Annotated in this window: 10 protein-coding genes and 1 pseudogene; 8 read left to right on the top strand and 3 right to left on the bottom strand. The window is 61.2% G+C overall.

The window, feature by feature from the left end; translation table 11 throughout:
* The 6 genes and pseudogenes from PV407_RS25890 to PV407_RS25865 form a co-directional block, all read left to right on the top strand.
* Window positions 1-566, top strand: a pseudogene (locus tag PV407_RS25890) (hypothetical protein); the annotation flags it as partial.
* On the top strand, window positions 553-1,458 hold the full coding sequence (locus PV407_RS25885) for a methyltransferase (protein ID WP_332092890.1): 906 nt from the start codon (window positions 553-555) through the stop codon (window positions 1,456-1,458). The pseudogene PV407_RS25890 and the gene PV407_RS25885, both read left to right, overlap by 14 nt.
* A gap of 95 nt (window positions 1,459-1,553) precedes the next feature.
* Complete coding sequence (locus tag PV407_RS25880) at window positions 1,554-2,540, top strand: sugar kinase (RefSeq protein WP_332092889.1); 987 nt, start codon at window positions 1,554-1,556, stop codon at window positions 2,538-2,540.
* 73 nt (window positions 2,541-2,613) lie between these two features.
* Complete coding sequence (locus tag PV407_RS25875) at window positions 2,614-3,282, top strand: bifunctional 2-keto-4-hydroxyglutarate aldolase/2-keto-3-deoxy-6-phosphogluconate aldolase (protein WP_332092892.1); 669 nt, start codon at window positions 2,614-2,616, stop codon at window positions 3,280-3,282.
* Between the two features lie 276 nt (window positions 3,283-3,558).
* Window positions 3,559-4,218: a spermine/spermidine synthase gene (locus tag PV407_RS25870; RefSeq protein WP_332092888.1), complete on the top strand. Its 660-nt coding sequence runs from the start codon at window positions 3,559-3,561 to the stop codon at window positions 4,216-4,218.
* 537 nt (window positions 4,219-4,755) lie between these two features.
* A complete protein-coding gene (locus PV407_RS25865; protein ID WP_332092887.1) occupies window positions 4,756-5,763 on the top strand; it encodes a Gfo/Idh/MocA family protein in 1,008 nt (335 codons plus the stop codon).
* Window positions 5,764-5,779: 16 nt separating this feature from the next.
* Here PV407_RS25865 and PV407_RS25860 read toward each other — a convergent pair whose 3' ends face one another.
* Both PV407_RS25860 and PV407_RS25855 read right to left on the bottom strand, forming a co-directional pair.
* Window positions 5,780-6,457 (bottom strand): LrgB family protein, encoded by a 678-nt coding sequence (locus PV407_RS25860; RefSeq protein ID WP_332092886.1) that lies wholly within the window; start codon window positions 6,455-6,457, stop codon window positions 5,780-5,782.
* Window positions 6,454-6,822, bottom strand: coding sequence for a CidA/LrgA family protein (locus PV407_RS25855; RefSeq protein WP_332092885.1), 369 nt, complete (start codon window positions 6,820-6,822; stop codon window positions 6,454-6,456). The genes PV407_RS25860 and PV407_RS25855 overlap by 4 nt, the downstream gene beginning before the upstream one ends.
* 118 nt (window positions 6,823-6,940) lie before the next feature.
* Between PV407_RS25855 and PV407_RS25850 the strand changes: the two genes are divergently transcribed.
* The gene (locus PV407_RS25850; RefSeq protein WP_332092891.1) at window positions 6,941-7,831 is read left to right on the top strand and encodes a LysR family transcriptional regulator; all 891 of its coding nucleotides are present in this window, start codon (window positions 6,941-6,943) and stop codon (window positions 7,829-7,831) included.
* Here PV407_RS25850 and PV407_RS25845 read toward each other — a convergent pair.
* Window positions 7,828-8,685: an AraC family transcriptional regulator gene (locus PV407_RS25845; protein ID WP_332092884.1), complete on the bottom strand. Its 858-nt coding sequence runs from the start codon at window positions 8,683-8,685 to the stop codon at window positions 7,828-7,830. The two genes, PV407_RS25850 and PV407_RS25845, sit on opposite strands and share 4 nt — an antisense overlap.
* A gap of 170 nt (window positions 8,686-8,855) precedes the next feature.
* On the opposite strand from PV407_RS25845, the gene PV407_RS25840 reads away from it, so the two are divergent.
* The gene (locus PV407_RS25840; protein WP_332092883.1) at window positions 8,856-10,244 is read left to right on the top strand and encodes a family 4 glycosyl hydrolase; all 1,389 of its coding nucleotides are present in this window, start codon (window positions 8,856-8,858) and stop codon (window positions 10,242-10,244) included.
* The last annotated feature ends 415 nt before the right edge of the window (window positions 10,245-10,659 follow it).

The following is a 10,659-nucleotide window of genomic DNA, read 5'->3' as shown; positions in this document are numbered from 1 at the left end:
AGATGGCGCAGAACGCGGCGGCGAGCGGCGGCGCGAACGTCGCGCGGGTCGTGCTCGTCGGCGCGACGCTGCGCTTCGTCGGCGAAGACCGGGCGAGGGCGTGGCCGGAGCGCGTCGTCCGGCGCATGCGCGCGCAGCTGGCGGAGCGGCCGGCGGAGACGGTGCGCCGTTTCGCCGAGGCGACGCTGTCCGCCGAGGAGCGGGCGGACCGGCCGGAGCTGCCGTCCGAATGGGCGGACCGGCTGCTCGCTCCGACCGATTTTTCGCCTGCCGGCCTGGATGCGGGGCTCGGCTACTTGCTCGAGACGGACCTGACGGAGCGATGGGAACGGTTCGCGCGAAGCGGGGCAGAGAGAACTTCGGACGGTCGGGCGGACCGGAGCCGTCCGGACGTTTTCTGGCTGCACGGCGGGTCCGATCCCATTTGCCCGGTCGGCGCGATTTCGCATCCGTCGATCCGTCCGGAAACGACGACTATTTTTCCCGGCGCCGGCCATGCCCCGTTTCTGACCGAACGGGGCCGGTTCGCCGAACGGTTAAGGAGAATTGCCGATGGACATCGATAAATCGCTCGTTCGGCTTCATTTCGACCGGCATGCCCACGAGTACGAGCGGTACGCGTCCGTGCAGCGAACGATGGCGAAGCGGCTGGCGCAGATCGCCGCCGAAGCGGTGCGGCAAGCGACCGGCGGCGGGCGGACGATCCGGCGCGTGCTCGAAATCGGCAGCGGAACCGGCATGCTGACCGCGCTGCTGGCGGAGTCGTTCCCGGAGGCGCGCATCGTCTGCATCGATTTGTCCGCGAACATGATCGAGGCGGCGGAGCGCAAGCTGCGGCGGGAGCGGCCGGATGCGTCCGGTCGCGTTTCTTTTATGGCGGGCGACGCCGAGGCGATCGTGGTCGGAGGCGATGCGCGGCTCGACGCGGAGCGGGGAAGGAGCGGCTTCGACCTGATCGCCTCCAACGCGGCGTTCCAATGGTTCAACGCGCCGCGCGAGACGGCCGGCGGCTGCTTGAAGCTGCTGCGCCCGGACGGAGGCGTGCTGGCGTTCTCGACGTTCGGTCCGGGAACGTTTCGCCAGCTGCACGATTCGTTTGCGGCGGCGGAAGAAGAGCTGGGCGTTCCCGGGAGACGGCACGGGCAAACGTTTTGGAGCGGCGGGCAATGGGAGGCGTGCTTCGCCGGAGCGCCGGGCGCGTTCGAATGGAGCGGACATATCGTGACCGAAACGAGCGCGGACGTCCGGTCCTTTTTGCATACGGTCAAACGAGTCGGCGCGGGCAATGCGCTCCAAGGCGCCCCAAGGGGGGCCGGGGGGAGAAAAGTGCTGGAAGCGATGGAGCGCATTTACGCGGAACGGTTCGCGGCCCCCGGCGGACGCGGAATCGCCGCCGATTACGAGATCGTATACGGCACGTTCTCGCGGCGCGGCCGTGCGGACGGCGAATTGATTTGAGCGGACGAACTTGCTACAATGAGACGAAAAGCGCTCGCGCTGCGTAAAGACGACATCCGGCTTGCCCCGGATGCATGCGGAGGTATGGCTACGACATGACTTACGATCATCAAGAGACCGGCGGACCGGCCGGAGAAACGCCGGAGGTCGTCACGTTCGGCGAGTCGATGGGACTGATGATGCCGACCGGAGCGAAAGGGATCGAATATTCGGCAGCGTTCGAAAAATCGTTCGCGGGGGCGGAAAGCAACGTGGCGATCGGGCTGGCCAGGCTCGGGCACCGGGCCGGATGGTTCGGCCATTTGGGCGACGATCCGCTCGGCCGTTATACGCTCAAGCAAATTCGCGGCGAAGGCGTCGACGTCTCCCGCGCCCGTCTCGTCGCGGGCGTCCCGACCGGCCTCATCATACGCGAGGTCGTGAGCGGCAAATCGTCCGTCTATTATTACCGCCGTCATTCGGCTGCCAGCCTGATGCGTCCGGAGCATTTGGACGAAGCGTACATCGCGGGGGCGAAGCTGCTGCATGTGACGGGCATTACGCCGGCCTTGAGCGAAACATGCAGGGAAACGGTGCGGGAAGCGGTGCGGCTTGCCCGCAAGCACGGCGTCAAAGTATGCTTCGACCCGAATTTGCGGCTGAAGCTGTGGTCCGCCGCCGAAGCGCGCCCGTTTTTGCTCGGCTTGGCCGAAGAGGCGGACTATTTTTTGCCGGGCTTGGACGAGTTGCAGCTGCTGTACGAGACCGATCGGTTCGATGACGTGATCGACCGTCTGCGCCGGTTGAAAGCCGTCTCGATCGTCAAAGGGGGCGGAGACCGGACGTATGTCGTCGAGGGCGAAACGGTAACCGAGGTTCCGTACTTCAAGGCGGAGAAGGTCGTCGACACGGTCGGCGCCGGGGACGGCTTTTGCGCGGGCTTTATCGCCGGGCTGCTGCGGCGTTTGCCGCATGCCGAAGCGGTTCGCCTCGGCAATTTGATCGGCTCGATGGTCGTGCAGGCGGCCGGCGATTGGGAAGGGCTGCCGACATGGGAGCAGGCGCAGGCGGCGATGAACAACGAGCGCCACGTGGAACGGTAACGTTCGCGAGCCGCTTCGGGGCTGTGCCCCGGCAATCGATTCGACATTTTCGAAAACGGGAGGCTGAACCGCTATCAAGAAGATCAAACTTTTGCAGCAAATCGTAAACGAAGGCGTCGTGGCCGTATTGCGCGGAGATACGCCGGAGCAGGTCGTCGATATGGCGCGGCACGCGATCGCCGGGGGCATTAAGGTGATCGAGGTGACGATGACCGTTCCGTTCGCGCTTCGGGCGATCGAAGAGCTGGCCCGGACGTATTCGAGCGCGGAGCCGGGCGGCGACAACTACGCGATTATCGGCGTCGGCACCGTGCTCGATCCCGAGACGGCGCGGGCGGCCATTTTGAGCGGTGCGGAGTTCGTCGTCGGGCCGTCGCTCAATCCGCAAACCGTCGCCTTGTGCAACCGGTACCGCATCCCGGTCATGCCGGGCGTGATGACGATCCAGGAAATCCAAACGGCGCTGGAGCTCGGCGTGGATATCGTCAAGCTGTTCCCGGGCAATTTGTACTCGCCTTCGATGATTAAGGCGATCAAAGGGCCGATGCCGCAGGCGAACATCATGCCGACCGGCGGCGTGTCGCTCGCCAACCTGGGCGAATGGATCGAGGCGGGAGCGGTCGCCGTCGGCATCGGCTCCGATTTGACGAACGAGGCGGTCAAGACCGGCAACTATGCGCTCGTTGCGGAAAAGGCCGCGCAATATGTAGCCGCCTACCGCAAGGCGAAGAAATTGGATTAAGCATTGCGAACGAACCGGGTGCCCGCGAGGCGTCCGGTTTTTTTTGCATCATACGCCGCCAGACGCACCGCCGATGCCGATGGCGGCATGTTGTTCCGCTCGAACATTTGACAAGAAGCGGGGATCCGTTTAGCCTATTAATTAGATATTTATTAAATTAGATGATGAACGAATTTCGGATCGCATTTTTCTCGCCGATCCGAATCGGGACTGTTTTTCGTCATCTGGTTGGGGATGCCTAGACATATGCGGCTCCAAGAGAGGGGGACGAGCATCATGAAGTTCGGCGGCGCCGAGATCATCGAGCGGTTTGCGACGCCTCGCGGGGACATTCAGCTGCAGCGCCGGGGAATGCATTACGAGATTATTAGCAACGGGACGTTTGTGATGGCGACCTACAACGGCGAATCGGAAAAAAAGCTCGTCCGGGCGGCGCTGGACGCCTGCGAAACGGAACGCTGCTCCGTGCTGATCGGCGGGCTCGGCGTCGGCTTCTCGCTGGCGGAGGCCGTTCGCAGTCCGCGCACGCGGCGCGTTACCGTCGTCGAGATCGAGCCGCAGATCATCCGATGGAACCGAACGTTTTTGGCTGCCTTTTCAGACCGCGCACTGGAGGACGAGAAAACCGAAATCGTTCATGCGGACTTGATCCGCTGGATATCCGATACCGAGGAAACGTTCGACGTCGTCTGCCTGGATATCGACAACGGCCCGGATTGGACCGTATTTCGGGAAAACGACGTTTTATACGACGACGACGGGTTGACGAGGCTCGTTCGATTGCTGAACCCGGGCGGCGTCGTTTCGTTTTGGAGCGCGTCGGCGTCGCCGCTTTTCGAGAAACGGCTGCGCGCCCGTTTTCGCTCGGTCGGGACGGCGACGGTCGATCATTTTCGCGGCGGAGAACCGGATATCGTGTATGTGGCAAAGCTTTGACCTTTCGGCGGCACCTTTCCGCAACTTTTGAATGAATGGGGTAAAAGTGTAAAACGCCGCAAGGAGACCCGGAACCATCAAAAAGAGAACGATCGTCCTCCTATCCGGAATCGCGGCCGTCGCGATTTTCGCGGCCGTCGGAGGATGGCTTGTCGCCGGCGGCAGGATGCCGCAGGGCTATGCAACCCCCGAGATGGCGGCGGATGTTTTTTTCAAGCGCTTATGGCGCAAAATGCGGCGGCGGCCGTCGACGCCTCCGGGACTGTGACCGGCGTCCTGCCCTGCGATGCCCCGCCGCCGAATGTTGTTGCGGACAAGCTGCTGCGCAAGCTGCGCTCGCTGCTCCCTTAATCGAGCGGCGGCGCAAACGGAATAAGGCCGCCGCACGTCAAAATATGGCCATTAAAGACGAGATATCGGCCTTGTCCGGCCGGAAACCGGTTGCTATATTGGGGGAGGAAAGCGAAAATACGCCGATGCCGATAGCGAACGGCTCCAAGTACGGACAGCGGCAAAACGAGGAAAGGGGGATCTCGAATGGGATACAGATTCGGTATTTACGGCTGTCAGCACAGCCACATTGCGGTGTTCATCGATCAGATGCTGGCGATGGGCGGAACGTGCGCGGGCATCTACGAGACGGATGCGCCGGAGCTGGCGAAGCAGATCGCGGAACGACGGGGCATTCCGCTCGTGGACGATCCGAACGCGTTCGCCGATGAAGCGGTGACGGTCATCGGCTCGTCGGCGGTCAGCAGCCGGAAATTGGACATTATCGAATGGTGCGAACGCCACGGCAAGCATGTGATGGTCGATAAGCCGGTTGCCGTGAATCGCGGGCAGCTGGAACGGCTCGAAGCGGTGCTGGAGCGGGGGCGCATTCAGGTCGGCGTTCTGCTGACCGAGCGGTTTCGGGCTTCGATCCGAACGCTGAAGCAGGCGATTGACGCCGGCAGGCTCGGGCGGATCGTCAGCTTGACGATGCGCAAGCCGCACCGGCTGAACCCGGCGTCCCGGCATCCGTCCCACTTTTCCAAGGAGGAGAGCGGGGGGATCGTGATCGACTTGTTCATTCACGATTTCGACCTGCTGCGTTATTTGACCGGACAAGAGGTCGCCGCGGTTCATTGCCAAGTCGCCAAGCATATATTGCCGGAGCATCCGACCTTCTTCGATACGGCGGCCGCGCAAGCGTTCATGAGCGGCGGGACGATCGGGCAGCTTTACGCGGATTGGCATACGCCGGACAAAAGCTGGACATGGGGCGATTGCCGCCTTTTCGCGGTCGGCACGGAAGGCTGCGCCGAGCTGCGGCTGAACGGCGATCCGTCCGTCGCGAACGAGGAGCTGTATTTCCAAACGACGAACGGCGAGCCGTTCGCGAAGATGGAACTAAGCGAGCCGGGGGCGGGCATCGCCGAAGATTTCATCGGCCGCATCGAGGGACGACCAAGCGTTTTGACGCACCGGGATATCCTGGAAACGATCCGCGCGACCGTTACCGCCGATGAGGCCGCAGTGAAATACAACGCATTTAAAATATAATCGCGTCATATCCACATCAACTCGCGACGCGCCAAAGCGGAATGACGGCCAGCGTGACGACGGCGGCGACGATCATCGAGACGCTGGCGATCGCGCCTTCCTCGCTGCCCCATTCGTAGGCGAGCGATGTCCCGGCTCCGTGCGCCCCCATGCCGAGCAGGACGCCTTTCGCCACCGAGCCGCGGATGCGCAGCGTCCGGATGAGCGCCGGCGCCGCCATCGAGCCGCCGATGCCCGTCACGATGACGAAGATGGCCGTCACCGACGGGATGCCGCCGATCGTTTGCGAAACCGACATGGCGATCGGCATCGTAATCGAACGCGGCACGATGCTGGCGACCAGCTGCGGGCTGGCGTGCATCGGCAGCATCAGGACGGCCGACGAGACGACGGCGACGAAGGAGCCGAGCGCGACGCCGGAGAGAATGGCGGCGGCGTGCTTTTTCAGCAGCTCGTAATGCTTGTAAAGCGGTACGGCAAACGCGACCGTGGCGGGCTGCAGCAGATCGGACAGCAGGCTCCCGCCGCGGTTGTAGGCCGCGACGGACGTGCCGGTTGCGGTCATGCAGACGATGATCGCGATCGGCACGACGACGATCGGAGACAAATACCATTTCGGATGGCGGGCGTGCAGACGCCGCGCCAGACGGAAGCAGATTACCGTGATAGCGATCCAAACGATGCCGGACGTCATTTCGCTGCTTCCTTCCGTTTCGTAATCGTTTCGGCCAGCAAGCCCGAGCAGCCCATCACGATCACCGTTCCGAGCAAAATGACCGCGACGATCCCGAGACCGGCCAGGCCGAACAGCTCGCGGTGACCCCATATGCCGACGGCGGCCGGCACGAAAAAGAGCAGCATGTTGGACAGCAGCCATCCGGCCCCGGCCTCGAGCCATTCGAGCCGAATGAAGCCGAGCTTCAGCGCGGCGAACGCGAGCGCTAGCCCGATGATGCTGCCGGAGACGGGAAGCTTGAGCCACGCCGCGACAAGGCTGCCGATATAAGAAAAAGCGAACAGAACGGCGATTTGCCGGACGATCGCGAAGCCTGTTTTCATCGAAAACCGCCACCTTTCACCGTCAGTATACATCCGCGGTTTGTATAGGTAAAATACATATATGGAATCCAATCCATTCCATTTGTCTATACCGGAGGCGAAGGAGCGTTCGTTCGTTATGGATATTCGCCATCTTAAATATTTGATGGAGGTCGTTCGCTGCCGCAGCTTTACGAAGGCGGCCGATACGCTTCACGTAACGCAGCCGACGATCAGCAAAATGGTGAAAAGCATCGAGGAGGAGCTCGGCGTCGAGCTGCTGGACCGTTCGGGCAAGCAGGTGCGGCCGACGGATGCGGGGGAGGCGATCCTGCGCCAGGCGCAGCTGATCGTGAACGCGTTCGACAGCTTGTCGTCCGATTTGGCCGACGTCGTGCAGCTGAAAAAGGGGAAAATTCGCATCGGCTTGCCTCCGATGGCCGGGGCTCGATTTTTCCCGAAGGTGATCGGCGAATTCCGCAAACGGTATCCGCTTATCCAGCTGGAGCTGATCGAGGACGGGGCGAAAAAAATCGAGAAAAGCGTGGAGGGAGGCAGCCTGGACATCGGGGTCGTCGTCCTGCCGACGGACCCGGAGCTGTTCGATTCGTATGCGTTCGTGCGCGAAAGCTTGATGCTGCTCGTCCATCCGGGACACCGGCTGGCGGGCGCCGGCGACGTCACGCTGCAAGAGCTGCGGGACGAGCCTTTTATTTTGTTCCGCGACGATTTCGCCCTGCACGACCGGATCCCGGAAGCGTGCATCGAAGCCGGTTTCCGGCCGAACGTCGTGTTCGAAAGCTCGCAGTGGGACTTCATCAGCGAAATGGTTGCGGCCGAGCTCGGCATCGCGATGCTGCCGGAGTCGATATGCCGCGGGCTGGACGCCCGCCGAATCGCCGCCGTTCCGATCCGCCCTCCCGGCATTCCGTGGCATTTGGCGATGATTTGGCGCAAAAACGGCTACATGTCGTACGCGCTGAAGGAATGGATCCGCTTCGCGAAGGAGCGGCTCGCCTTCCATCCTTAAACCAGTTGGGAAGGCGGCACATGAAAATGCGCCTTGAACGCTTTCGAGAAGCTGTACGGATCCGGATAGCCGAGCTTGCCGGCGATTTCCTTGATCGAATATTTGCGCTGGTACAAATAATCGCGGGCCTGGTTCATTTTCAGCTGATGGACGTACTGGCTCGGCGTAATGCCCAACGTTTGCCTGAAATACGTAATGAAATATTTTTCCGACAGCCCGGCGACCGACGCGAGCTGCGCCGTTCGGATCGGAACGTGAATGTGGCGGTTTATATATTCGAATACCGGCTGCAGCGCGGCCAAGCTTTTGGTTCGTTCCTGGCGGGGCGGCTTCCGCGCGAAACGGCCGACGTACACGTTCGCTTCGTACAGCTCGATCACCTTGGCGATCAGCATCGTAAACGCCCCTTTCAGCTTCAGGGCGGCGATGCCGCTCGTTTTGCGGCGGTGCTGGTCGAAGCTGCGGCGGAGGAGAGACGCTTCCTCGCGGACGTATTCGCCCGGAACGATGCCGGCGAGCGGCAATCCGTCCAGGATGCGCAGCTGATCGCCGAGCCCGAAGTCGAAATGGGCGAACAGGAACCGGAAGCCTTCTTCGTTCGTATGAGCCGTGTAAGGAACGTGCGGATAAAAAAAGACAAGGTCGCCCGCACCGGCCGTGTAGGCGGAATCGCCGATCCGGATGTCGACGCTCCCTTCGTAAATAAGCCAAACGTCGTAATCGGTATGAGCCTTGCTCTCCGACCAGCCGCTCCCGTGGCAATCCTCCCAGCACGATCGAATGCGAAGCGAGAGATGGTCGGCCGTTTCTTTCAGAAAATCGATGCGATTGACGAATTCTCCGCTATGCTTCATCTTTTTCGTACTCCCCAAAGCCGGCTTCATGCTAATTCAATTATATCATGCGGGTAAGCGTTATTTTCGCAATCGTACGATTTGACATCGGATCGGAACCGTCTCCTATGTTTCTTTTGTGCCGCATCCCTAAAAATGAAACATGTATAAAGAACGGGGAGGCTGGTACGATGGCAAATTCCGCGGCGCAAAAACCGAAGGTGGTCGTGCTCGGGGCGGGCAGTCTGTTTTTCGGCAGGCAATCGATTTGGCAAATGGTTCACTCCGACTATTTGAACAAAGGAACGCTGGCGCTGGTCGATACCGACGAAGCGCGTCTGAACAAGCTGGTCAAGCTCGCGGAAATGGTGGTGGAGGAAACCGGAGTGCCGCTCGCGATCGAAGGGTCGACCGATCGGCTCGACGTGCTGAAGGACGCTGATTTCGTCGTGCTCAGCTTTGCGCGGGACACCGTCAAGTATCGCGGCATCGATTGCGAGGTGTCGGAACAATACGGCATCCGCATGTGCTCCGGCGACACGATCGGGCCCGGCGGCATTTTCCGGGCGATGCGGGAGCTGCCGGTCATTATGGAATGCGCGCGGGATATCGAGAAGCTATGCCCGGACGCCTGGGTCATTAACTACATTAATCCTTCCGCCGTAAACGGCATCGCCCTGCAGAAGTTCGCGCCGAGCTTGAAAAGCTTCGCGCTGTGCGACGGGCTGCACATGCCGCACGTGAAAAGGAACTACGCGGTGAACGCCGGGATTATCGCCTCGAAGGAGGCGTATACGGACGACATCGCGCGGCGGTTCGACTTCCGCATCGCCGGCGTCAACCATTTCACGTGGCTGCTGAAGGCGGAATTCGACGGCCGCGACGTCGCTCCCGCGATTGCCGAGCGGCTGTGCCGGCGCGCGGAAACGGCGACGGACGGAGGAGACACGGGAGCGAAGGCGGCCTACAACGACGCGATCGGATACGCGCTGTACGAGGCGTTCGGTTCCATTCCGACCTGCGTCGCCCATACGAAGGAATACGTGCGTTTCTGGCAAGGGCTCGGCAAAACGAAAGAGGCGATACCGCCGCTTTCGATCTGGGAAACGGAGGAGCGGTACAAGCGGCATGATGCGATGTGGGCGCAGGTGGACGGCTTTTTGAGCGGCGCCATTCCGATTTCGCAATATAGGAGCAAGTTTGGCCCCGATCATGCGACCGACATTATCGAAAATATGGTCGGCGGCTTGGGCAAGACGTTTTACGTCAACACCGCCAATCGCGGTGCCGTCACGAATATGAGCGACGACGCGTTTCTGGAGCTGCATTGCGAGGTCGCGATGGACGGCGTGAAGCCGCTGCCCGTCGGCGCCATGCCGACCGGTATCCGCGGCATGCAGCAGCTCGTGCTCGACACGCACGAGCTGACGGCCGAGGCCGTCGTCGAGCGCAGCTTCGCCAAGCTGCGGCGCGCGATGCTGACCGACCCGCTCGTGAGCTCGATCGGCGACGCCGACCGGATCATCCAGGAGATTATGGAGCGGGAGAGAGAGGCGCTCCCGGCGTATTGGTTCGAATGAAACGGAGAAAGGCCGCGGGCATGAAGCCGCGGCCTTTCTTGTTCAGGTATGGGGGAGCGCGATAAGCGCGCGCGACTAGCGCGAGAGCCGTGAGTGACGCGGTAACGAACCAAACTTCATTAATAGCGAACGTCATTTCGCTAAATGGTGCCGGATTGCGTGTGGCCGAGCGATTAGCGAACATGAATTCACCATTTAGTTAATTGGATTCACTATTTAGGAAGCGGGGTTCGCTATTCAACAGATTTAGCGATTTGGCCCCGATATAACGAAATCAAGTTCGCTTAACGGTCTAGCCCCCTAAAAATGGAGAGTTCGTGCGGTAATAACCCTGAGACTTTAAATTGCTTGAATTTACTCGAGCTCAAGGGTTTTTGCGTGGAGACCGGAAACTTGACAGCGAGCCTCCGTGGGC

This window comes from Paenibacillus sp. GYB003 (assembly GCF_036577625.1).
In the GTDB taxonomy this organism is placed as follows: domain Bacteria; phylum Bacillota; class Bacilli; order Paenibacillales; family NBRC-103111; genus Paenibacillus_AB.
The sequence above is the reverse complement of the archived record's forward strand: the minus strand, read 5'-3'. Positions and strand labels throughout refer to the sequence as shown.

What these genes read in the sequence shown, in the direction of transcription:
- PV407_RS25885 (WP_332092890.1), top strand. Translation starts at nt 553, where the DNA reads ATGGACATCGATAAATCGCTCGTTCGGCTTCATTTCGACCGGCATGCC.
- PV407_RS25880 (WP_332092889.1), top strand. Translation starts at nt 1,554, where the DNA reads ATGACTTACGATCATCAAGAGACCGGCGGACCGGCCGGAGAAACGCCG.
- PV407_RS25870 (WP_332092888.1), top strand. Translation starts at nt 3,559, where the DNA reads ATGAAGTTCGGCGGCGCCGAGATCATCGAGCGGTTTGCGACGCCTCGC.
- PV407_RS25865 (WP_332092887.1), top strand. Translation starts at nt 4,756, where the DNA reads ATGGGATACAGATTCGGTATTTACGGCTGTCAGCACAGCCACATTGCG.
- PV407_RS25860 (WP_332092886.1), bottom strand. Translation starts at nt 6,457, where the DNA reads ATGACGTCCGGCATCGTTTGGATCGCTATCACGGTAATCTGCTTCCGT.
- PV407_RS25855 (WP_332092885.1), bottom strand. Translation starts at nt 6,822, where the DNA reads ATGAAAACAGGCTTCGCGATCGTCCGGCAAATCGCCGTTCTGTTCGCT.
- PV407_RS25850 (WP_332092891.1), top strand. Translation starts at nt 6,941, where the DNA reads ATGGATATTCGCCATCTTAAATATTTGATGGAGGTCGTTCGCTGCCGC.
- PV407_RS25845 (WP_332092884.1), bottom strand. Translation starts at nt 8,685, where the DNA reads ATGAAGCATAGCGGAGAATTCGTCAATCGCATCGATTTTCTGAAAGAA.
- PV407_RS25840 (WP_332092883.1), top strand. Translation starts at nt 8,856, where the DNA reads ATGGCAAATTCCGCGGCGCAAAAACCGAAGGTGGTCGTGCTCGGGGCG.